The organism is Streptomyces sp. NPDC051664, assembly GCF_044453545.1.
Taxonomy (GTDB): domain Bacteria; phylum Actinomycetota; class Actinomycetes; order Streptomycetales; family Streptomycetaceae; genus Streptomyces.
The window spans coordinates 280,093-301,373 of sequence record NZ_JBITCU010000001.1 but is presented as its reverse complement, the minus strand read 5'-3'; the positions used below and the strand labels follow the sequence as shown (position 1 = coordinate 301,373).

General features: G+C 69.6%; 17 protein-coding genes. 7 read left to right on the top strand and 10 right to left on the bottom strand.

What is annotated here, in order from left to right:
* Nucleotides 1-8 precede the first annotated feature (8 nt).
* A complete protein-coding gene (locus ACIA8E_RS01320; protein WP_399293006.1) occupies nt 9-1,709 on the top strand; it encodes a methylmalonyl-CoA mutase in 1,701 nt (566 codons plus the stop codon).
* 25 nt (nt 1,710-1,734) lie between these two features.
* Here ACIA8E_RS01320 and ACIA8E_RS01315 read toward each other — a convergent pair whose 3' ends face one another.
* Nucleotides 1,735-2,364, bottom strand: coding sequence for a TetR/AcrR family transcriptional regulator (locus ACIA8E_RS01315; protein WP_399293004.1), 630 nt, complete (start codon nt 2,362-2,364; stop codon nt 1,735-1,737).
* 315 nt (nt 2,365-2,679) lie between these two features.
* On the opposite strand from ACIA8E_RS01315, the gene ACIA8E_RS01310 reads away from it, so the two are divergent.
* From ACIA8E_RS01310 to ACIA8E_RS01295, 4 genes are all read left to right on the top strand, one after another.
* Complete coding sequence (locus tag ACIA8E_RS01310; protein WP_399293002.1) at nt 2,680-3,660, top strand: tetratricopeptide repeat protein; 981 nt, start codon at nt 2,680-2,682, stop codon at nt 3,658-3,660.
* 599 nt (nt 3,661-4,259) lie between these two features.
* The gene (locus ACIA8E_RS01305; protein WP_399293000.1) at nt 4,260-4,898 is read left to right on the top strand and encodes a DUF6230 family protein; all 639 of its coding nucleotides are present in this window, start codon (nt 4,260-4,262) and stop codon (nt 4,896-4,898) included.
* Nucleotides 4,899-4,996: 98 nt separating this feature from the next.
* A complete protein-coding gene (locus ACIA8E_RS01300) occupies nt 4,997-5,584 on the top strand; it encodes a DUF6114 domain-containing protein (RefSeq protein ID WP_399292998.1) in 588 nt (195 codons plus the stop codon).
* The gene (locus ACIA8E_RS01295) at nt 5,574-6,827 is read left to right on the top strand and encodes a hypothetical protein (protein ID WP_399292996.1); all 1,254 of its coding nucleotides are present in this window, start codon (nt 5,574-5,576) and stop codon (nt 6,825-6,827) included. The genes ACIA8E_RS01300 and ACIA8E_RS01295 overlap by 11 nt, the downstream gene beginning before the upstream one ends.
* A 104-nt stretch (nt 6,828-6,931) precedes the next feature.
* On the opposite strand, the gene pyk is transcribed toward ACIA8E_RS01295, so the two are convergent.
* From pyk to pta, 3 genes are all read right to left on the bottom strand, one after another.
* Nucleotides 6,932-8,362, bottom strand: coding sequence for a pyruvate kinase (gene pyk / locus ACIA8E_RS01290; RefSeq protein WP_030971455.1), 1,431 nt, complete (start codon nt 8,360-8,362; stop codon nt 6,932-6,934).
* 74 nt (nt 8,363-8,436) lie between these two features.
* Complete coding sequence (locus tag ACIA8E_RS01285) at nt 8,437-9,726, bottom strand: acetate kinase (protein ID WP_399292994.1); 1,290 nt, start codon at nt 9,724-9,726, stop codon at nt 8,437-8,439.
* A gap of 5 nt (nt 9,727-9,731) precedes the next feature.
* Complete coding sequence (gene pta, locus ACIA8E_RS01280) at nt 9,732-11,858, bottom strand: phosphate acetyltransferase (RefSeq protein WP_399292992.1); 2,127 nt, start codon at nt 11,856-11,858, stop codon at nt 9,732-9,734.
* Nucleotides 11,859-12,119: 261 nt separating this feature from the next.
* On the opposite strand from pta, the gene ACIA8E_RS01275 reads away from it, so the two are divergent.
* Nucleotides 12,120-13,145, top strand: coding sequence for an ATP-dependent 6-phosphofructokinase (locus ACIA8E_RS01275; RefSeq protein ID WP_399292990.1), 1,026 nt, complete (start codon nt 12,120-12,122; stop codon nt 13,143-13,145).
* A 78-nt stretch (nt 13,146-13,223) separates the two neighbouring features.
* Here ACIA8E_RS01275 and ACIA8E_RS01270 read toward each other — a convergent pair whose 3' ends face one another.
* The 6 genes from ACIA8E_RS01270 to ACIA8E_RS01245 all read right to left on the bottom strand — a co-directional run bounded on the left by ACIA8E_RS01270 (nt 13,224) and on the right by ACIA8E_RS01245 (nt 19,752).
* Complete coding sequence (locus tag ACIA8E_RS01270; protein ID WP_399293770.1) at nt 13,224-13,847, bottom strand: helix-turn-helix domain-containing protein; 624 nt, start codon at nt 13,845-13,847, stop codon at nt 13,224-13,226.
* Between the two features lie 151 nt (nt 13,848-13,998).
* A complete protein-coding gene (locus ACIA8E_RS01265; protein ID WP_399292988.1) occupies nt 13,999-14,847 on the bottom strand; it encodes a carbohydrate ABC transporter permease in 849 nt (282 codons plus the stop codon).
* Nucleotides 14,844-15,677: a sugar ABC transporter permease gene (locus ACIA8E_RS01260; protein ID WP_356498397.1), complete on the bottom strand. Its 834-nt coding sequence runs from the start codon at nt 15,675-15,677 to the stop codon at nt 14,844-14,846. The genes ACIA8E_RS01265 and ACIA8E_RS01260 overlap by 4 nt, the downstream gene beginning before the upstream one ends.
* Nucleotides 15,678-15,784: 107 nt before the next feature.
* On the bottom strand, nt 15,785-17,146 hold the full coding sequence (locus tag ACIA8E_RS01255) for an ABC transporter substrate-binding protein (RefSeq protein ID WP_399292986.1): 1,362 nt from the start codon (nt 17,144-17,146) through the stop codon (nt 15,785-15,787).
* Nucleotides 17,147-17,320: 174 nt separating this feature from the next.
* Nucleotides 17,321-17,995, bottom strand: coding sequence for a response regulator (locus ACIA8E_RS01250; RefSeq protein WP_399292984.1), 675 nt, complete (start codon nt 17,993-17,995; stop codon nt 17,321-17,323).
* Nucleotides 17,992-19,752, bottom strand: coding sequence for an ATP-binding protein (locus tag ACIA8E_RS01245; RefSeq protein WP_399292982.1), 1,761 nt, complete (start codon nt 19,750-19,752; stop codon nt 17,992-17,994). Before ACIA8E_RS01245 ends, ACIA8E_RS01250 begins: the two co-directional genes overlap by 4 nt.
* 130 nt (nt 19,753-19,882) lie before the next feature.
* On the opposite strand from ACIA8E_RS01245, the gene ACIA8E_RS01240 reads away from it, so the two are divergent.
* On the top strand, nt 19,883-21,247 hold the full coding sequence (locus tag ACIA8E_RS01240) for a cation:dicarboxylate symporter family transporter (RefSeq protein ID WP_399292980.1): 1,365 nt from the start codon (nt 19,883-19,885) through the stop codon (nt 21,245-21,247).
* Nucleotides 21,248-21,281: the final 34 nt, after the last annotated feature.

Genomic DNA, 21,281 nt, shown 5'->3' with positions numbered 1-21,281 from the left:
TTGGTCCCATGGACGCTGACGCGATCGAGGAAGGCCGCCGACGCTGGCAGGCCCGTTACGACAAGGCCCGCAAGCGTGACGCGGACTTCACCACGCTCTCCGGGGACCCGGTCGAGCCCGCGTACGGGCCCCGCCCCGGGGATACCTACGAGGGCTTCGAGCGGATCGGCTGGCCGGGCGAGTACCCATTCACCCGGGGTCTCTATCCGACCGGCTACCGCGGCCGCACCTGGACCATCCGCCAGTTCGCCGGCTTCGGCAACGCCGAGCAGACCAACGAGCGGTACAAGATGATCCTCGCCGCGGGCGGCGGCGGGCTCAGCGTCGCCTTCGACATGCCGACGCTGATGGGCCGCGACTCCGACGAGCCGCGCTCGCTCGGCGAGGTCGGGCACTGTGGTGTCGCCATCGACTCCGCCGCCGACATGGAGGTCCTCTTCAAGGACATCCCGCTCGGCGACGTCACGACGTCCATGACGATCAGCGGCCCCGCCGTCCCCGTCTTCTGCATGTACCTGGTCGCCGCCGAGCGCCAGGGCGTCGACCCGGGGGTGCTCAACGGCACGCTCCAGACCGACATCTTCAAGGAGTACATCGCGCAGAAGGAGTGGCTCTTCCAGCCCGAGCCCCATCTGCGTCTGATCGGCGACCTGATGGAGCACTGCGCCGCCGCCATCCCCGCGTACAAGCCGCTCTCGGTCTCCGGCTACCACATCCGCGAGGCCGGGGCGACGGCCGCGCAGGAGCTCGCGTACACCCTCGCCGACGGCTTCGGCTACGTGGAGCTCGGCCTCTCCCGCGGGCTCGACGTCGACACCTTCGCCCCCGGGCTCTCCTTCTTCTTCGACGCGCACCTCGACTTCTTCGAGGAGATCGCCAAGTTCCGCGCGGCTCGCCGGATCTGGGCCCGTTGGATGAAGGAGGTGTACGGGGCGAAGACCGACAAGGCGCAGTGGCTCCGCTTCCACACCCAGACCGCCGGGGTCTCCCTCACCGCCCAGCAGCCGTACAACAACGTCGTACGGACCGCGGTCGAGGCCCTGTCCGCCGTTCTCGGCGGCACCAACTCGCTGCACACCAACGCCCTCGACGAGACCCTCGCGCTCCCCTCCGAGCAGGCCGCCGAGATCGCGCTGCGCACCCAGCAGGTGCTGATGGAGGAGACCGGTGTCGCCAATGTGGCGGACCCGCTGGGCGGCTCCTGGTACGTCGAGCAGCTCACCGACCGGATCGAGGCCGACGCCGAGAAGATCTTCGACCGGATCAAGGAGCGCGGCACCAGGGCGCACCCGGACGGGCAGCACCCCATCGGGCCGATGACCTCCGGCATCCTGCGCGGGATCGAGGACGGCTGGTTCACCGGCGAGATCGCCGAGTCCGCCTTCCAGTATCAGCAGTCGCTGGAGAAGGGCGACAAGCGGGTCGTGGGCGTCAATGTCCACCACGGCTCGGTCACCGGCGACCTGGAGATCCTTCGGGTCAGCCACGAGGTCGAGCGCGAGCAGGTCCGCGAGCTCGCCGGCCGCAAGGCCGCCCGTGACGACGCCCGGGTCCGCGCCTCACTGGACGCGATGCTGGCTGCCGCCCGGGACGGCTCGAACATGATCGGACCGATGCTCGACGCGGTACGGGCCGAGGCGACGCTCGGTGAGATCTGCGGGGTCCTGCGCGACGAGTGGGGCACCTACACCGAGCCGCCCGGCTTCTGACGGGGTCGCGGCCAGGGGCCCCGCGTTACGTGGCGACCGCCGCGCCCAGCCCCGCGAGCAGCAGAACGGTGAAGCGCCGGGCCCAGTCCTCGTCGACGGGCTCGGCGCTCACCAGTGCCCGGTGCACGACCGCACCGGCGATCACATCGAAGATCAGGTCGGCCGTCATGGCCGCCGTCGCCTCGTCCGCCTCGACGGGCAACTCGCCGCGCTGCTGCGCCCGTTGTCGTCCCAGCAGTACGAGCCGCTTCTGCCGGTCCACGATCGAGTCGCGGATCCGGTCCCGCAGCGCCTCGTCGCGGGTCGACTCGGCGACGACGGCCATCAGTGCGGTCCTGGTCTCCGGCCGCTCCAGCAGCCCGGCGAACTGCAGCACCACGCCCTGCACATCGGCCGACAGGCTGCCCAGATCAGGCAGTTCCAGCTCGTCGAAGAGGACTGCGACGGCGTCGACGACCAGTTCGTTCTTTCCGGCCCAGCGGCGGTAGAGGGTCGTCTTGGCGACCCCGGCCCGGTTGGCCACGTCACCCATCGTCAGCTTCGACCAGCCGAGGTCGACCAGCGAGGCCCGGCAGGCTTCCAGGATCGCTTCATCGGCCGCGGCGCTGCGCGGTCGTCCCGTTCGGGCGGGTTTGGGGTGGCCGTCGCTCAGCATCCCGTGACCATACCCGCCGGTAGCAAGAACAAGCCGTTCCCGTTCCTCGTGAGACAGATCACCGAACACTCTTGTGCATCAGGGGTACAGGGCAGTTACGCTACGGGTCGTAGCGTAAGGACGACGGCCGTGCCGTTGCTGCGCCACGAGCGAACGACAGCCACATGCGCCGGGTGGGGACCCGGCGGAAGAAGGGCCCTGGAGGGCCCTCGGGCCGTGGATGTCCGTGCGCCCCGCACACCGGCGGGAGCCACGGACGGATGCGGTTCCCGGATCGCTTTCCGGAACGGCGTGCCAAGGGGGGAGGATGTACGTATGCAGCCTAGGAACATGTCCATGAGCGGCGTCGTCGACCTCGCCGCGGTGAAGGCGGCCGGTGAGGCCAAGGTGAAGGCGGAGCAGGCCCGTGCCGAGACCGCCCGGCAGGGTGGCGGCGGCGCCGTGCCTCCGTCCGCCCTGGTGATCGATGTCGATGAGGCGGGCTTCGAGCGCGACGTTCTCCAGCGCTCCGCCGAGGTCCCCGTCGTCATCGACTTCTGGGCCGAGTGGTGCGAGCCGTGCAAGCAGTTGGGGCCGCTCCTCGAGCGTCTGGCCCAGGAATACAACGGCCGCTTCCTGCTGGCCAAGGTCGATGTCGACGCCAACCAGATGCTGATGCAGCAGTTCGGTATCCAGGGCATCCCGGCGGTCTTCGCCGTCGTCGCAGGGCAGGCCCTCCCGCTCTTCCAGGGCGCGGCCCCGGAGGCCCAGATCCGGCAGACCCTGGACCAGTTGATCCAGGTCGGCGAGGAGCGGTTCGGTCTCACCGGGATCGCGGTCGACGCGGCCGCGGCCGGTCCGGAGGGAGCCGAGCAGGGCCCGGCCGAGGTGCCGGCCGGTCCGTACGACGCGCTGCTCGAAGCGGCGGTCCGGGCGCTCGACGCCAACGACTTCGCCGGCGCCGTCCAGGCGTACAGGAACGTGCTCTCCGACGACCCGGCCAACACCGAGGCCAAGCTGGGTCTCGCTCAGGCCGAACTGCTCTCCCGGGTGGCGGACATGGACCCGCAGCAGGTCCGCAACGACGCCGCCGAGAAGCCGGGCGATGTGGCGGCGCAGATCGCCGCCGCCGATCTGGATCTGGTCGGCGGTCATGTCGAGGACGCCTTCGGGCGGCTCGTCGAGACCGTGCGCCGCAATTTCGGTGACGACCGGGACGCGGCGCGGCTGCGCCTCCTCGAGCTGTTCGAGGTGATCGGCCCGGAGGATCCGCGCGTCGTCGCCGCACGCACGGCGCTGGCCCGGGTCCTGTTCTGATGTGACAACGCGGCCGTGGTGCCCCGCCGGTGCCACGGCCGTTTTTCGCGGTCGAGCGACAAGACCCGCCCCTGCTTTACCAAATCTTGATAAAAGCTCGGACTGTTACTCGCAGTAAAGTGTGCGACGGGATCTGTCCGCTTACAAACCTCCATCTCCCCTTTTCTCCATGCGTCCTGCGCCACCCTGTGTGGCCGGTCGATGTCACCCGGTTGTGCATCGGTTATCGGGCCGTTACTAGCCAGTAACGATCCCCCTTGTGTCGCGGGCGCGAATGGACCACGATCGGCCACGCTCGGTCCAATGACGCCAGCCCGACCGCCAGTCGGCGCGGCGGCCGAATTGGGTCCCCACCGAGTCGGTCGGCGGCAGTGGCGCCGACTGCGGACAGGGGGGTTCCTGCTGACTGGCAGGGCCTGTCCGAAGCAGGTTGCGCGAACGCGTGGCCAGTGGTTGTCGCTCGGGGGTGATCGCCAGTGATTCGGACGCGGTTCACGCCTCCGGTTCCGGCGCTCCCCTTCCCGAGGACGTAGCACTTCTCCCATCCCAGGACGGGCCAGGCCCGGACCGGAGATGTACGTCCGAGAAGGAGGAAAGTCATGGAGTCCCAAGTTCGTGGCGGGACCAGATGGAAGCGGTTCGCTCTCGTCATGGTGCCGAGCGTGGCCCTGACGGCTGCTGTCGGTGTATCCCTTGCACAGGGTGCGCTGGCCGCTTCGTTCAGTGTCTCCGGCCAGTCGTTCAAGGTGACAGCGGATCACCTGGACGGCAAGGGCTTCTCGCAGTACGGCGGCATAGACGCCGGCTATGCGGAGCTCAAGGGTGACAAGAAGACCCTGCACCCGGTCGCGATCTCGTCGTTCAAGTCGGCCGACATCACGGGCATGTGCCAGTCCGTGGTCACGCCGGACATCCCGCTCCTCGGGTCCGTCAGCCTCCAGCTGAAGGCCGGCGGCGGCGGTACCCCGGTTCACGCCGAGAACCTGTACCTCGACGTTGCGGATCTGGACGCCGACGCCACGTTCACCAACATCGACATCGGTGTTGCGGCGAAGGACGCCAACAAGGGTCCGAAGATCAAGGAAGGCGAGAACGTCAACGAGAACGGTTTCGCCCAGCAGGCGGACCGTGCGGTTCTCGACAACGTGAAGCAGAAGGCGTGGGCGACCACCGCCGGCACCTTCAAGCTCAACGGCCTGAGCATGCGCCTCTACAACGGCGTCAAGGAGTGCTACTAAGCACTCCGCCCGGGTGGGCGGGGAAGCGTGAAGCTGCCCCGCCCACCCGTCTCCCACTCTCTTTTCACAGCAAAACCGGTTCCAGGGAGCTGTTTTCCATGAGCGCCGAGACCACAGGTTCCCGCGACTCCGCCTACTGGCGGCTGCGGTTCCGTGCCTGGCGGCACACCCGGCCGTTCTGGGCCGGCCTGCTCACCGCACTCGGTGGGGCGCCGATCGCGTACTTCCCGTACGCCAATCTCAAGCTCGGCCACCTCACGCTGGCCATGGCGACCACCGCGGGTGCGGGCTCACTGATCATCGGTGTACTGCTGGTCACGCTCGGTCTGACCATGTGGTACCACCAAATTGTCCGGGTGTTCGCCGGTGTCGCCTCGATCCTGCTGGCGCTGGTCTCCATTCCGGTGTCCAACCTCGGCGGTTTCGTGGTCGGGTTCCTGCTCGCCCTGATCGGCGGCTGCCTCGCCCTGTCCTGGGCCCCGGGCACGCCCACAGGCGAGCAGCCGGCCAAGCACGCGGCCGGACGTTCCCCGAAGGGCCCGGAAACTCCTGAGGGTTCGGCGCCTTACGGCACGGAACCTCAGCTCGGCGCCGGACCTACGTACAGCCCGGGTCCCGCTCCGTGGAGCGACGACAGCACGAACGGCATAGTTGAAGCCAACGGCGGGAGGAACAGTGCGGGGTGACGAGACGCAGCTGAACTCGACCGGAGGCGAGGTTTTCCGGGGCAGAAGCGGGCCGCGTCACGCGGCCCCCAGAAAGTCGCTGCTGACGAAGCTGCACATACCCGCGGGCAAGGCCTTCGCTCTCGCCGCGATGCCGACGGCGGTCTTTGTCGGGATGGGGCTCACCCCCAAGCTTGCGCTGGCCGACGACGCGACGGACATCCCGTTCGCGCCGGGCCCCTGCGTGACCCGTTCCGACGAGCCGAGCGAGTCTCCGGAGCCGTCGGCCTCGGCGACGAAGTCACCGTCGCCGTCCGCCAGTGAGACCACCGGCGACAGCGGCAGCGGTTCCGACCAGGGCGACGGGGCGACCCCGAAGCCTTCGGCGACCTCGTCGTCGAGCGGCACGTCGAATTCGTCGAGCGACGCGTCCGCCGCGACGCCGAGCAGCTCGCCGTCGCCCTCGGCGACGAAGAACCCGCTGGACCCGCTGGGCGTCGGCGATGCGCTCAAGGGCCTCCTCGGGGGATCGGACCAGGAGACGGCGAGCCCGTCCCCGAGCGCCACCACCGCGTCCCCGAAGCCGTCCGACACCGCGACCAAGTCGACCGACAACCCCGTCGGCAAGGTCACGGACACCGTCGGCAAGACCGCCGACGCCATCCGTGACGCGGCGGGCAAGGCGGGCACGACGGTCGAGGAGCTCGACGAGGGGGTCAAGGGCCTCGACCCCGTGAAGGACCTGGACATCCCGGACGGCGCCAAGGAGCGCTTCCCGTGCCCCACCGCCGACCCCAAGGCACTGGCCGCGGCCGACCTGGAGCAGGGCATCCCCCGGCTGCCGAACCAGCCGTGGATCCTGGAGAGTTCGCTGCTCACCCTGAGCGGGCTCGACTACAAGGGCATCGTCGAGGTGGAGAAGGGCGACGGCACCACCAAGAAGGTGCTCAAGTTCACCGCCTCGTCCGTCGACATCAAGGACCTGCACCAGCTGACGGAGGGGCCGAACGGCACCACCGGCCATGTCCAGGCGCGGAAGGGCTCCACGTCCACCATCCGCAACGGCACGGTGACGATGTACACGGAGGAGCTGAAGGGCAACCTCTTCGGCCTCATCCCGATCACGTTCAGCCCCGAGACCCCGCCGCCGGTCAACGTACCGTTCGCGTTCTTCACCAATGTGAAGGTCACCCAGGCCGGCCAGTTCGGCGGCACGCTGACGGTGCCCGGGCTGCACAACTACTTCACCGGCGGCAACAGCTAGCGCCCGTGGATCCAGGACCCGTTCGGGAGCCGCACAGGACTGTGGCCCGCACCCCCTTCGAAGGGGGTGCGGGCCACAGTCGTACGCCGGTGCGGGCGAACGCGTCAGTCGCGGGCGCCGCCGCCCACGTGATGCACCCGGACCATGTTGGTGGTGCCGGGGACGCCGGGGGGCGAACCGGCCGTGATGACCATCGTGTCGCCGGCGTTGTAGCGGCTCAGCTTCAGCAGCTCCGCGTCGACCAGGTCCACCATGGCGTCGGTGTTGTCCACGTGCGGCACGACGTGGGCCTCGACGCCCCAGCTCAGCGCGAGCTGGTTACGGGTGGACTCGTCGGTGGTGAAGGCCAGGATCGGCTGTGCGGCGCGGTAGCGGGAGAGCCGGCGGGCCGTGTCACCGGACTTGGTGAAGGCGACCAGCGCCTTGCCGTTCAGGAAGTCTGCGATCTCGCAGGCCGCGCGGGCCACCGAACCACCCTGGGTACGGGGCTTCTTGCCCGGCACCAGCGGCTGCAGACCCTTGGAGAGCAGTTCCTCCTCGGCTGCGACGACGATCTTCGACATCGTCTTGACCGTCTCGATCGGGTATGCGCCGACGCTGGATTCGGCGGACAGCATGACCGCGTCCGCGCCGTCCAGGATCGCGTTCGCGACGTCGGACGCCTCGGCGCGGGTCGGCCGCGAGTTGGTGATCATCGACTCCATCATCTGGGTCGCCACGATCACCGGCTTGGCGTTCCGCCGGCAGAGCTCCACCAGGCGCTTCTGCACCATCGGGACCTTCTCCAGGGGGTATTCGACGGCCAGGTCGCCACGGGCGACCATGACACCGTCGAACGCCATGACGACGCCCTCCATGTGCTCGACGGCCTGCGGCTTCTCCACCTTGGCGATGACGGGGACCCGGCGGCCCTCCTCGTCCATCACCTTGTGGACGTCCTTGACGTCGCTGGCGTCCCGCACGAAGGAGAGTGCGACCAGGTCGCAGCCCATCCGCAGGGCGAACCGGAGGTCCTCCACATCCTTCTCGGACAGGGCCGGGACGTTGACCGCGGCACCGGGCAGGTTGATGCCCTTGTGGTCGGAGATGACCCCGCCCTCGATGACGATGCTCCTGACCCGGGGGCCGTCGACCGCGACGACCTTCAGCTCGACGTTGCCGTCGTTGATCAGGATCGGGTCGCCCTTGGCGACGTCGCTCGGCAGACCCTTGTAGGTCGTACCGCAGATCGACTTGTCACCGGGGACGTCCTCGGTGGTGATGGTGAACTCGTCCCCGCGGACCAGTTCGACGGGGCCCTCGGCGAACTTCGCCAGGCGGATCTTCGGGCCCTGGAGGTCGGCGAGCACGCCCACCGCCCGGCCCGTCTCGGCGGCCGCCTTGCGGACGCGGTCGTAACGGCCCTGGTGTTCCTCGTGGGAGCCGTGGCTGAAGTTGAAACGGGCCACGCTCATGCCGGCCTCGATCAGAGCGACGAGCTGCTCATGGGAGTCGACGGCGGGACCGAGGGTGCAGACGATTTTGGAACGGCGCATGAGGCGGATCCTATCGGTTTGTTTCGCTGCGGAATATTCCGTCTGGTGGAAGATACAAAGGGGCGCGGGGGTGCTCAGTTGTCGACCTGTCCGACCGGCACTTGCTGTCCGGCCGATTCGGTCTGTCCGACCAGTTCGAAGGTCTGGTCGGCGATCTCCAGCTCCTCGTCCGTCGGCACCACGGCGACCGCGACCCGCGCGTAGTTGGGCGAGATCAGCCTCGGTCGGCCGGACCGCACTGCGTTGAGACCGGCGTCCACCACCAGGCCGAGCTCCTCCAGACCGGCGATCGCAGCCTCCCGTACCGGCGCCGAGTTCTCCCCGACCCCCGCCGTGAACACCACGGCATCCACCCGCCCGAGGACCGCCGAATAGGCGCCGATGTACTTCTTCAGCCGGTGCACGTAGATGTCGAACGCCAGGGCCGCCCGCTCGTCGCCCTCGTCGACCCGGCGCCGGATCTCCCGCATGTCGTTGTCCCCGCAGAGCCCGACCAGACCGCTCTTCTTGTTCAGCAGGACGTCGATCTCGTCGGTGGACATCCCTGCCACCCGATTCAGATGGAAGGTGACCGCCGGATCGATGTCCCCGGACCGCGTCCCCATCACCAGCCCCTCCAGCGGGGTCAGTCCCATCGACGTCTCCACGCACCGGCCGGCCGCCACCGCCGAGGCCGAGGCGCCGTTGCCCAGGTGCAGCACGATGACATTGACCTCCTCGGGGGCACGTCCGAGCAGCTCGGCGGTCTTGCGGGAGACGTACGCGTGCGAAGTGCCGTGGAAGCCGTAGCGGCGGATCCGGTGTGCGTCGGCGGTCTCCACATCGATCGCGTACCGCGCCGCGTACTCCGGCATCGTCGTGTGGAACGCGGTGTCGAAGACGGCGACCTGCGGCAGATCGGGGCGCAGCGCCTGAGCGGTACGGATGCCGGTGATGTTCGCCGGGTTGTGCAGCGGCGCCACCGGGACGAGCCGCTCGATCTCCGTCAGCACCTCGTCGTTGATGACGGTGGGCTCGGTGAACCGCAGTCCGCCGTGCACCACCCGGTGGCCGATCGCCGCCAGCTCGGGGGAGTCCAGGCCCAGCCCGTCGGCGGCCAGCTCCTCGGCCGCCGCCTTCAGCGCCGCCGCGTGGTCGGCGATCCTGCCGGTGCGCTCACGTGTCTCGGCGTCGCCCCCGGTCAGCGGGGTGTGCAGCAGACGGGAGGTCTCCTCGCCGATCCGCTCGACCAGGCCGATCGCGAGCCGGGAGCGGTCGTTCATGTCGAGGAGCTGGTACTTCACCGACGAGGAGCCGGAGTTGAGGACGAGTACACGACGGGCCTGCACGGCGGCGGAACCTTCCTTCGTGGGGGTGGTGGTCATGCGGTTCACTCCTGGGCCTGCGCCTGGATCGCAGTGATGGCCACGGTGTTGACGATGTCCTGGACCAGCGCACCGCGCGACAGGTCGTTGACGGGCTTGCGCAGACCCTGGAGCACCGGCCCCACAGCCACGGCGCCCGCCGAGCGCTGCACGGCCTTGTACGTGTTGTTGCCGGTGTTCAGGTCCGGGAAGATCAGCACGGTCGCCTGCCCCGCCACCTCCGAACCGGGCAGCTTGGTCGCGGCCACGCTCGGCTCGACCGCCGCGTCGTACTGGATCGGGCCCTCGATCCTGAGGTCCGGGCGGCTCTCGCGCACCCGGTCCGTGGCCTGGCGCACCTTGTCGACGTCGGCCCCCGTGCCCGAGGTGCCCGTCGAGTACGAGAGCATCGCGATCCGCGGCTCCACGCCGAAACGGGCGGCCGTGGTGGCGGACTGGACGGCGATGTCGGCGAGTTGCTCCGCGTCCGGGTCCGGGTTGACCGCGCAGTCGCCGTACACCAGGACCTTGTCGGCGAGGCACATGAAGAAGACGGAGGACACGATCGACGCGTCCGCCCGGGCCCTCCCGTCTCCCGCCGCCGCCCTGCCTAACGCGCTCCGCGCGGCCCCCTTGCTCTTGATGATCTCGAAGGCGGGGCGGATCGTCGCCGCGGTGGAGTGCACGGCCCCGGAGACCATCCCGTCGGCCAGACCCTCCTGGACCATCAGGGTGCCGAAGTAGTTCACGTCCGAGACGACGTCGTAGGCCAGCTCCACCGTGACCCCGCGGTGCGCGCGCAGCTGTGCGTACCGCTCCGCGAACGCCTGGCGCAACTCCGAGGTCTGCGGGTCGATCAGCTGGGTTCCGGCAAGATCGATGCCGAGGTCGGCCGCCTTCTTCCGGATGACGTCCAGGTCGCCGAGGAGGGTGAGATCGCAGACATCGCGGCGCAGCAGCACATCGGCGGCGCGCAGCACCCGCTCCTCGGTGCCCTCCGGCAGCACCACCCGGCGCCGGTCCGCGCGGGCCTGCTCCAGCAGCTCGTGCTCGAACATCATCGGCGTGACGCGGCCGCTGCGGGCCACCGAGATCCGGTCCAGCAGGGCGGGGGTGTCCACATGGCGCTCGAAGAGGCCGAGTGCGGTCTCCGCCTTGCGGGGCGTCGCCGCGTTCAACTTGCCCTCCAGTGTGAAGAGTTCGGCCGCTGTGGGGAAGGAGCCGCCGGCCACCGACACGACCGGCGTGCCCGGTGCGAGCCGTGCGGCCAGCTTGAGTATCTCCTCGCCGGGGCGCTCGTCCAGCGTCAGCAGCAGACCTGCGATGGGCGGGGTGCCGGCGCTGTGCGCGGCCAGTGCGCCGACCACCAGATCCGCCCGGTCCCCGGGCGTGACCACCAGGCAGCCGGGCGTCAGCGCGTTCAGCAGATTCGGCAGCATCGCACCGCCGAAGACGAAGTCCAGCGCGTCCCGGGCCAGCCCCGCGTCGTCGCCCAGCAGTACGGTGCCGCCGAGCGCCGCGGTGATCTGGGCGACGGTCGGCGCGGAGAGCGCGGCGTCGTCCGGCAGGACCGAACACGGCACGGGCAGCCGCGCCGTCAGCCGCTCGGCGATGATCTCGCGGTCCTCGGCCGCCACCCGGTTCACCACCATCTCGAGGACGTCGCAGCCCAGACCGGCGTACGCCCGGTAGGCATTGCGCGTCTCGGCCCGCACGGACTCCGCGTCCTGCCCCTTCCCGCCGACCACCACGATCACCGAGGCGCCGAACTCATTGGCCAGCCGGGCGTTGAGCGCCAGCTCGTCGGGGAGCTGGGTGGCCGCGAAGTCGGTGCCGAGGACCAGGACCACCTCGTACATCCGGGCCACCTGATGGAAGCGGTCGACGAGCCGCGAGACCAGTTCGTCGGTACCCTTCTCCGCCTGTAGCGCGGACGCCTCCGCATAGTCCAGGCCGTAGACCGACGACGGGTCCTGGGCGAGCCGGTAGCGGGCCCGCAGCAACTCGAACAGCCGGTCGGGGCTGTCGTGGACCAGCGGCCGGAACACCCCGACCCGGTCCACCTGACGCGTCAGGAGCTCCATGACTCCCAGATCGACGACCTGGCGGCCGTCTCCCCGGTCGATCCCCGTCACGTACACGCTGCGCGTCACGCATGCTCTCCCGTCGTTCTGGCTGTTTGGTGTGGTATCGCCCTTTTTGACGATACCTGCGGGTGCAGACCGGCCGCCCCCCGGGCGAAAGCCCCTGTTCCGGGGTGCTGATACGCCTGCAGCGGTCGGATGCCGCGCCCCGGGCAGGCCGGGAGCGCGAGGTCCGGACCTGACGTGGGACAATCGTTGTGGCTCACGGTACGGGGGATTCCGCAGTCGCCCCCGAAATGCACGGCACTAACGAGCAGGAGATACGGCACGATGCGCATCGGAGTTCTCACCGCAGGCGGCGATTGCCCAGGTCTGAACGCAGTGATCCGGTCGGTCGTGCACCGCGCCGTGGTGGGTCACGGCGATGAAGTCATCGGGTTCGAGGACGGCTTCAAGGGTCTCCTCGACGGACACTTCCGCCCCCTCGATCTCAACGCGGTCAGTGGCATCCTCGCGCACGGCGGCACCATCCTCGGCTCGGCCCGGCTGGAGCGCGACCGGCTCCGTGAAGCCGCCGAGAACTGTGACGAGCTGAGCCGCCGTTACGGCATCGACGTGCTGATCCCGATCGGCGGGGAGGGCACCCTCACCGCGGCCCGGATGCTGTCGGACGCCGGGATGCCCGTCGTCGGCGTTCCGAAGACCATCGACAACGACATCTCGTCCACCGACCGTACCTTCGGCTTCGACACGGCGGTGGGTGTCGCCACCGAAGCCATAGACCGTCTCAAGACCACGGCCGAATCGCACCAGCGGGTCATGGTCGTCGAGGTGATGGGCCGGCACGCGGGCTGGATCGCCCTGGAGTCCGGCATGGCGGGCGGCGCGCACGGCATCTGTCTGCCCGAGCGGCCGTTCGAGGTCGCGGACCTCGTCAAGATGGTCGAGGAGCGCTTCGCCCGCGGCAAGAAGTTCGCGGTCATCTGCGTCGCCGAGGGCGCGCACCCGGTCGAGGGCTCGATGCCGTACGCCAAGGGCGAGATCGACCAATTCGGCCACGAGCGCTTCCAGGGCATCGGCAACCGGCTCGCGGTCGAGCTGGAGACCCGCCTCGGCAAGGAGGCCCGGCCGGTCATTCTCGGCCATGTCCAGCGCGGCGGCACGCCGACCGCGTACGACCGGGTGCTCGCGACCCGCTTCGGCTGGCACGCGGTCGAGGCGGCGCACCGGGGCGACTTCGGCCGGATGACGGCGCTGCGCGGCAACGACATCAGGATGGTGCCGCTGGCGGACGCGATCACACAGCTGAAAACGGTGCCGAAGGACCGGATGTACGAGGCGGAGTCGGTGTTCTGACCTGCGGGTCCGACTCTCCTCAGGGGCCGGCTTCGAGGGCCGGCCCCTGAGGGCCGGGCCGGCCGGGCGCCGGGCTCGCTACGCCCCCGCCGTCTCCCAGAACCGCTCCACGATCCCGTCCAGAAACGCCCGCCCCGCCTCGCCGTCCGCGCCCGCCCGCTCCGGACCCCCCGTGCTCCAGCTCAGCGTCGACACCATCAGTGCCTGGTAGTCGGAGTGCAGCTGTTCCAGCACGTCCTGCAGCAGCCGCCGCTCCAGCGGCACCAGCTTCGCCACCGGCCGGGTGTACGCCTGCCAGCGCGTTGTCACCGCGCTGCGCAGCAGCTCCCCGAGATCCTCGTTCCGCCCGGTCGCCGTCACGAAGTCGGCCGCCGTCAGCTCCAACGCCTCGCTGAGCGCGGCGGACTGGCGTTCGTTGCCGCGCCAGCGCCCCGAATCCTCCATCCGCTGGTACGCGGAGACCGCCAGCCCCAGCAGCCGCGCCAGCTCGTCCACGGCCAGGCCACGGGCCACCCGGTGTTCGCGCAGGCTGCGGGCGGCGGTCAGCAGATCGCCCGGCGCGCACCACAGCACTCCGGCCAGCGCCGTGAGTTCCCTCTCGCCGGGCAGCGCGAGACCACGTTCCCAGGCGGCGACGGTGTCCGCGCTGATCCGGAGTCCGTACTGGGCGCCGAGGCCGTACGCGACATGACCGGGCGCCATCCCCAGGGCTTCGCGCAGTCGGCGCGCGGCGGGGGCGTTGAAGGGCGGGGTGGGGTGCACGGCCCCACCGTAGGAGCCGGGACCCGGCCTGACTACGGTGTGTTCGACCGAGATCACGGCTCGTAGGAACGTCCTAGCCTGCGCCGCCCGTTCATCCCTTGACCGCGCCGCCCAGGGCGAACCCACCGCCCAGGCGGCGCGAGATCAGGATGTACAGCAGCAGCACCGGCGTCGAGTACAGGATCGAGAACGCCGCCAGCTGCCCGTAGACCACCGATCCGTAGTTGCCGAAAAAGGTGAAGATCGAGACGGAGGCCGGGAGTTGCTCGGGGGAGAGCAGCAGCATGAAGGGGACGAAGAAGTTTCCCCACAGCATGATGAAGGTGTAGATCGTCACCACGCCCACCCCCGGCCCCATCAGCGGCAGCACCACCCGGACCAGTGTCTGTGTCGTCGACGCCCCGTCCGTCCAGGCCGCCTCCTCCAGCACCTTCGGCACGCCGTCCATGAAGTTCTTCATCAGCCAGATGGCGAACGGCAGCTGGGCGGTGGCGAGGAAGAGCGCCGTCCCGTACATCGTGTCGATCAGATCGACCTGTACGAAGAGCCCGTACACCGGCACCATGATGGCGGTGATCGGCAGGCATGTCGTGAACAGGATCGTCAGCAGGTACGGGCGGGTCAGGCGCGAGCGGTGGCGGGAGAGCGGATACGCGGCCAGCGCCGCGCACACCACGGTCAGCAGCGTCGCACTGCCGCACAGCAGCAGACTGTTGAGCATCGGCGTGAAGGTGATCTCGTCGGTGAGGACCGCGTCGAAGTTCTCCAGAGTCGGTGACGTCGGCGGTCGCACCCGAAGATCGGCGCTGCCGTCCAGCGAGGCGAACAGCAGCCACACCAGCGGCAGTGCGAACGCCGCCGCGACCAGCAGCAGCGCCCCGTCGGACGCCAGCCGCGCCCGGGTGCGCCGGGACGTCGTCACGCCTTTCACGCCCGTCACACCTCCACCTTCATCAGCCGCAGATAGACGATCGAGAACAGGGATCCCACCAGAAGCAGCAGCAGCGCCACCGCCGTCCCGTAGCCGATCAGACTGTTCACGAACGCCTGGTCGTACATGAACACCGGGAGCGTCTGGCTGCGGTTGCCCGGACCGCCGCGGGTCATCGCCCAGATCAGTCCGAACACGGAGAGCGTGGACAAGGTGTTGAGCATCAGATTGGTGCCGATGGAACGGCGGATCATCGGCAGCGTGATGTGCCACAGCCGGCGCGGCCCGCTCGCCCCGTCGACCTCGGCGGCCTCCGTGATGTCCTGCGGGATCTCGGCGAGCGCCGCCGAGTAGATCAGCATCGAGAACGCCGTCCCGCGCCACACGTTGGCGAACGACACTGCCAGGATCGGCAGCGTGAACAGCCAGTTCTGGGCCGGCAGATGGAGCTGGTCCAGGATCGCGTTCAATGTGCCCTCGCGGCGGAAGAACGCGTACAGCAGGAATGCCGCGACGATCTCCGGCAGGACCCAGGCCGTGATGACCAGCGCCCCGGTGACCGTACGGACCGGGCGGGACGCCGCCCGCATCAGACCCGCGAGCGCCAGTCCCAGCGTGTTCTGTCCGACGATCGACGACAGGAAGGTGAAGGCGAGCGTCAGCTGGACGGCGTTACGGAAGTTGTCGTCGGCGAACGCCCGCCGGAAGTTGGCGAAGCCGACGAAGTCGGAGCTCGACGATCCGGTCAGCTGGGTGTTGGTGAAGGCGATCCATACGCAGTAGCCGATGGGGCCCGCGAGGAAGAGCAGCAGCAGCGCGGTGGCGGGGGCGATCGGCAGCCACCGCCCTGCCTGCCGCCACGCTTCCGCACGCCGCCGCGACCCTGCCTGCTGCCACGACTCCGCTCGCCGTGATCGCAAGGGTCCGGCTTTCGACGCGGCGCCGCTCACTTCGTGACGACCGCGCCGTCGACAAGGGTCTTCAGCTGCTCGTCGTACTCCTTCGCCGCCGACTCCGGCGATCCGTCGCCCGTCGTCACCTTCTCCATCGCCTCACCGATGGCCGTCGACACCTGCGGGTAGACGGGCAGAGCGGGACGGTAGTGCGTGTACTGGACGAGGCCGGTGAAGAAGTCGATGCCGGGCATCGACTTCAGATACGCCGGATCCTTCGCCACGTCCTTGCGCACCGCGATCTGCGCACCCACCACATCCCACTTCGACGCGTTCTGCGGGGTCTGCATCGTCTTGACGAACTCCCAGGCCAGATCCGGGTTCTTGGCCTTCTGTGGGATCGCCCAGGTCCAGCCGCCCGACATGGACACCTTCCCGGGCTCCTGGCCGTTCTGGGTGGGCATCGGGGTCTGGGCGAGTTCCGTCTTCCACTCGGGCCACGCCTTGGGTCCCTCGTTGATCCAGTTCTGGCCCATCCAGGAGCCGTCCAGCGAGATGGCCAGCTTGCCCTCGGGGAACCACTCGGTGGCCACATGCGTACCGACGTTGGGGTCGAGCGCGTCGGACGGATCAGGGCCGAGCTTCTCCCCGTACACCGTCCCCACGAAGCCGAGCGCGTCGCGGAAGCCCTGACCGCCGGCCACCCACTTCTTGGCGCCGGGGTCGTAGAGCGGGTCGTCGCCGGTCCCGTACAGCAGCATCTCGAAGCCCTGCATCACCGCGGCCTCGCCCGGGGCCTTGCCCGTGTACACATTCAGCGGGATGACGCCGGGGACCTTCTTCTTGATCGCGCGGGCCGCGTCCAGGACCTCTTCCCAGTTCTTCGGCTGCCAGTCGGCCGGCAGCCCCGCCTTGGCGAAGATCTTCTTGTTGTACCAGAGCCCACGGGTGTCGGTGCCGTCCGGGACGCCGTACGTCTTGCCGTCCTCGGCCTTCGCAGCGGCCTTCGCCGTGTCCACGAACTGGCTCCAGGTGTCCCACTCGGCGAGATATGTGTCCAGCGGCCGGAGATAGCCGGCCTTGATGTCGGAGTTGATCCGGAAGGTGTCCTCGTAGACCAGATCCGGTGCCGTCTTCGGCGAGCGCATCATCTGCTGCACCTTGGTGGCGTAGTCGTTGTCCGCCGCCTGAATCGGTATCAACTTGATCTTCTTGCCGGGGTGTTCCTTCTCGAACTGCTTCTTCACCGACTCGATATAGGCGTCCTTGAAACGGATCTTGTTGTCCGTGGAACGGTTGTACGCGACCTTCACGGTGTCCGGATCACTGCCGGAACCGGAGGAGCAGGCGGTCAGCGAGCCGGCAGCCAGAACGGTGACTGCGGCGGCGAGGATAAGTGGGGCGGTGGGGCGCACGGGCACGACCTCCTCATAGCCACGGGGGGCTGAGACCGTGACCGTAGGACCGGCCCGTCGACAAGGTCAATCCCCGTGCGGGAAGCGCTTGTTGTCGGTGCGACGTACGGGTGGAAATGCAGCTGGATGTACGGATGGGCGTCGGCGCGGCCGAACGTACGGACGGGCGTACGGTCAGCGCGTTTCGGCCACCCACCGGTAGTGCAGCTCCGGCCGCCCGATCTGCCCGTACTGCGGACTGCGGACGGCGCGGCCCACCGACACCAGGTGCTCCAGATAGCGGCGTGCGGTGATCCGCGAGATGCCCAGCTCCACGCCGGTCGCGGCTGCGGTCACCCCGTCCGGGGAGGCCCGCAGCGCACGGGTCACCGCCTCCAGCGTCGGGCCGCTCAGCCCCTTGGGCAGCCGGGACGGCTGCGGAGCACGGAGCGCGCCGAGCGCCCGGTCCACCTCGTCCTGGCCGCTCGCCTCACCGGCCGCCGCACGGAACTCGGCGTAGCGCATGAGGCGGTCGCGCAGGGTGGCGAAGGTGAACGGCTTCAGCACGTACTGGACGACACCGAGCGACACCCCTTCCCGGACCACCGCCAGATCACGCGCCGACGTGACGGCGATGACATCCGCCGTGTGCCCGGCGGCGCGCAGCGACCGCAGCAGCTGCAGACCGTGTCCATCGGGCAGATACAGGTCCAGCAGCAGCAGATCGACGTGGGTACGGTCCAGCGCCCGTACCGCCTCCGCACGCGAATGCGCGACCGCGGCCACGGTGAAGCCGGGGACCCGGCCGACGTACAGCCTGTGGGCGTCGGCGGCCACGGGATCGTCCTCGACGACCAGCACCTGGATCACGGGGTGGGCTCCTTCGGCGCGTGCTGCTGCGTGGCCGACGGAGACAGCGGGAGCCGTACGGTGAACTCCGCGCCGCCGTCCGGACCTCCGCTCAGCGCGACCGTCCCGCCGGCCCGGTGCGCGGCCTGCTGCACGAGCGCCAGCCCGAGCCCACGACCGGCGCCGTGCGTCGACCAGCCGCGGTCGAACACCTCGGCGGCGACGTCCGGATCGACTCCGGCCCCGGTGTCCGCGACGCGCAGCAGCAGCTCACGGTCGTCGGCGAGCGCGGTGACGGTGACCCGCGCGCGGCCGGCGCGGCGCGGTGCCGCACCGCGCTGGGCGGGCACGGCTGCGGAGTCCGCCGCCACTCCGGCCCCGGGCACGGTCCCCGCGGCGGAGGGCGCACCGGAGGGGACACCCGCGCCGGGCGGCGGGGCCGTCGCCGCCTCCGACGCGGCATCCACCGCGTTGTCGATCAGATTGCCGAGGATCGTCACCAGATCGCGCTGCGGCAGCGTCGCGGGCAGCGCGCCGTCGTCGATCACACTGTCGTCCGCGAGCACCAGCTCCACCCCCCGCTCGTTCGCCTGCGCCGCCTTGCCCAGCAGCAGCGCCGCCAGCACCGGTTCGGCGACGGCGCCGACGACCCGGTCGGTGAGGACCTGCGCCAGCTCCAGCTCCGCCGTCGCGAAGCCGACCGCCTCCTCCACGCGGCCGAGCTCGATCAGCGAGACGACCGTGTGCAGCCGGTTCGCCGCCTCGTGCGCCTGTGAGCGCAGCGCCTGGGTGAACCCCCGCTCCGAGTCCAACTCACCGGACAGCGCCTGGAGTTCCGTGTGGTCGCGAAGGGTCACGACCGTACCGCGCTGCTCGCCGCCCACCACCGGACGGGTGTTGACCACGATCACCCGGTCCGCCGTCAGATGCAGCTCGTCGACCCGCTCCTCGGAGGCCAGCAGCGCCCCGGTCAGCGGCGCCGGCAGTTCCAGTTCGGCCACCCGGCGTCCGACCGCACCCGACGGCAGCCCGAGCAGCTCCCGGCCCGCGTCGTTGACCAGCGCGATCCTGCGCTGTCCGTCGAGCATCAGTAGCCCCTCGCGCACCGCGTGCAGCGTGGCCTGGTGGTAGTCGTGCATCCGGCTCAGCTCGGCGGCGTTCATTCCGTGCGTGTGGCGCCGCAGCCGGGCGTTGATCACATACGTGCCGATGCCGCCGAGGGCGAGTGCCCCGCCCGCCGCGAGCCCCAGCGCGCCGAGCTGCGCCCGCACCTGCGAGGAGACCCGCTCGACCGTGATGCCCGCGCTGACCAGGCCGGTGATCCTGCCGCCGTCCCGGATCGGGGTGACGACCCGGATCGAGGGGCCGAGTGTGCCGGTGTACGTCTCCGTGAACGTCTCGCCGCGCAGCGCCCTCGCGGTGTGGCCGAGGAACGTCTCCCCGATCCGGTCCGCGTCGGGGTGCGTCCAGCGGATCCGGTCCGGGCTCATGATCGTGACGAAGGCGATCCCGGTGTCCTTGCGGACCTTCTCCGCGTACGGCTGGAGCACGGCGGTCGGGTCCGGGGTGCGGATCGCCTCCCGTACGGACGGTGAATCGGCCACCGCCAGCGCCGCCGCCCTGACCTGCCGGGTCGCGGTCTCCTCCGCCTGCGCGCTCCCGGAGACGTACGCGAAGAACGCGCACCCCGCCACCACGGCCGCAACCAGCACCACCTGCATCGCGAAGAGCTGACCGGCCAGGCTGCGGGGACGGGTACGGGGGCGTGGGAGACGCATGCTCACAGTCTGCCTGGCCGAAAACATATGAACTAAATGCACGTAAGGGTGACGGCCGTCACACGGGGCGGGATATTCGCCGGGACCCCCAGGGACGGGGGACGGACAGGGACGAGCCGAGGAGAACCCCGTGGGAGTGCCAGCCGCCAGGCGGGACCGTACGCATTATCTGTATCTCGCCGTGATCGGCGCTGTGGCACTCGGCATCCTGGTGGGCTTCGTGGCCCCCGGGGTAGCCGTCGAGCTGAAGCCGATCGGTACCGGCTTCGTGAACCTCATCAAGATGATGATCTCGCCGATCATCTTCTGCACGATCGTGCTGGGCGTCGGCTCGGTCCGCAAGGCCGCCAAGGTGGGCGCGGTCGGCGGGCTCGCACTCGGCTACTTCCTGGTGATGTCGACCGTGGCCCTCGCCATCGGTCTGCTCGTCGGCAACATCCTGGAGCCCGGCCAGGGTCTCCATCTCACCGAAGCCGTGCGCGCCGCCGGCGAGAAGCAGGCGGCGGGCGCGAGCGAGTCCACCGTGGACTTCCTGCTGGGCGTCATCCCGACGACCATGGTCTCCGCCTTCACCGAGGGCGAAGTGCTCCAGACCCTGCTCGTCGCCCTGCTCGCGGGCTTCGCACTCCAGGCCATGGGATCGGCCGGCGAGCCCGTCCTGCGTGGCATCGGCCACATCCAGCGACTCGTCTTCCGTGTCCTCGCCATGATCATGTGGGCGGCCCCGGTCGGTGCCTTCGGTGCGATGGCGGCCGTGGTCGGCGAGACCGGCGTCGACGCGCTGAAGTCCCTCGCGATCATCATGGTCGGCTTCTACATCACCTGCGCGATCTTCGTCTTCGTGGTGCTCGGCACGATCCTGCGGCTGGTGGCCGGGGTGAACCTGCTGCTCCTGCTGAAGTACCTGGGCCGCGAGTTCCTGTTGATCCTCTCCACCTCGTCGTCGGAGTCCGCGCTGCCGCGGCTCATCGCCAAGATGGAGCACCTGGGCGTCAGCAAGTCGGTCGCGGGCATCACCGTGCCGACCGGTTACTCGTTCAACCTCGACGGCACTGCCATCTATCTGACGATGTCCTCGCTCTTCATCGCCAACGCGATGGGAGACCCGCTGAGCGCAGGAGAGCAGATCTCGCTCCTGCTCTTCATGATCGTCGCCTCGAAGGGTGCGGCAGGCGTCACCGGCGCTGGCCTCGCCACGCTGGCGGGCGGCCTGCAGTCCCACCGCCCCGGCCTGGTCGACGGCGTCGGTCTGATCGTCGGCATCGACCGCTTCATGAGCGAGGCCCGCGCCCTGACGAACTTCGCGGGCAACGCGGTCGCCACGGTGCTGGTCGGCACCTGGACCAAGGAGATCGACAAGGAGCGGGTGGACCAGGTGCTGTCCGGCTCCATCCCGTTCGACGAGAAGATGATCACGGACGAAGCCCCCGCCGAGGCGTACGTCCCGGAGTCCAGGGGCGGCGACGGCGAGAAGGCCTCGCTGGCGAAGGGGTAGCGGCGTGCGTGTGCGGCCGGTACGGGACTCTCGT

Coding starts and splice junctions, on each gene's coding strand:
- ACIA8E_RS01300 (WP_399292998.1), top strand. CDS start 4,997: ATGAGCGCCGAGACCACAGGTTCCCGCGACTCCGCCTACTGGCGGCTG.
- pyk (WP_030971455.1), bottom strand. CDS start 8,362: ATGCGCCGTTCCAAAATCGTCTGCACCCTCGGTCCCGCCGTCGACTCC.
- ACIA8E_RS01310 (WP_399293002.1), top strand. CDS start 2,680: ATGCAGCCTAGGAACATGTCCATGAGCGGCGTCGTCGACCTCGCCGCG.
- ACIA8E_RS01285 (WP_399292994.1), bottom strand. CDS start 9,726: ATGACCACCACCCCCACGAAGGAAGGTTCCGCCGCCGTGCAGGCCCGT.
- ACIA8E_RS01315 (WP_399293004.1), bottom strand. CDS start 2,364: ATGCTGAGCGACGGCCACCCCAAACCCGCCCGAACGGGACGACCGCGC.
- ACIA8E_RS01320 (WP_399293006.1), top strand. CDS start 9: ATGGACGCTGACGCGATCGAGGAAGGCCGCCGACGCTGGCAGGCCCGT.
- ACIA8E_RS01275 (WP_399292990.1), top strand. CDS start 12,120: ATGCGCATCGGAGTTCTCACCGCAGGCGGCGATTGCCCAGGTCTGAAC.
- ACIA8E_RS01305 (WP_399293000.1), top strand. CDS start 4,260: ATGGAGTCCCAAGTTCGTGGCGGGACCAGATGGAAGCGGTTCGCTCTC.
- ACIA8E_RS01270 (WP_399293770.1), bottom strand. CDS start 13,847: ATGGCGCCCGGTCATGTCGCGTACGGCCTCGGCGCCCAGTACGGACTC.
- ACIA8E_RS01245 (WP_399292982.1), bottom strand. CDS start 19,752: ATGCGTCTCCCACGCCCCCGTACCCGTCCCCGCAGCCTGGCCGGTCAG.